We start from the raw sequence: 662 nt of genomic DNA, 5'->3' as shown, positions 1-662 counted from the left end.
GCCAGGATCTTGGGATAGCTGTCCGGCTGGGCCACATTGGCCCATTCATCTTGAATACACCGCACCGGCACCGGCAGAGCGCCGTCATGCAAATTGTCCGCCCGATAATAAAGCTCCTGGAATGCCTGGGTATAAAGCATCCCCACCAGGTAATTCATACTGGCGTCATTGTCCGGGATCACACAGAAAATCGCCCGTTTCCGCTCACCCAGGCTGCCCAGATCCAGCTCGTCCCGGCTGGTCATGCGGGCAATCTGGGGCAAGTTGAAAGCTGCCAGCCGTACAGCGGCGCTGACAATGATGCTTTTGGCTGTTTTTCCAGCGGCATGCTTGAAAACCTTCCACTCCTTCACTGCCACATGATCCGGATCCTTTTCTTCCAGCTCTTCAAAGAGCTTATCTACGGGGCTTTGATATTCCTCGTCCTCTTCCTTCACCGCAGCGTTTTCCAGCAGATACATCAGCGTTGAAAAATTCTGTTCTTCCGGCGGAGCTTCGCTGAGCAGATAGAGCATCAGCGCACTATCCAGCGCCACCTCGGATTATAGTGATAGGTAATCCTTTGAAGTGATCGCCGGATTTTCCCCCACTCCACACCGGACATGCGACTTTCACCGTATCCGGCGTTCCATCGATTGTGTTATCAGGCATTTAATCAATCA

Annotated in this window: 1 protein-coding gene; it reads right to left on the bottom strand. The window is 53.0% G+C overall.

The window, feature by feature from the left end; genetic code table 11:
- Nucleotides 1-515, bottom strand: a 515-nt coding sequence (locus tag KQI26_RS15850) for a type IV secretory system conjugative DNA transfer family protein (protein ID WP_371744220.1), incomplete at its 3' end; no start/stop codon positions are given.
- Between the last annotated feature and the right edge of the window lie 147 nt (nt 516-662).

This window comes from Intestinimonas sp. MSJ-38 (assembly GCF_018917925.1).
In the GTDB taxonomy this organism is placed as follows: domain Bacteria; phylum Bacillota; class Clostridia; order Oscillospirales; family Butyricicoccaceae; genus Pseudobutyricicoccus.
The sequence above is the reverse complement of the archived record's forward strand: the minus strand, read 5'-3'. Positions and strand labels throughout refer to the sequence as shown.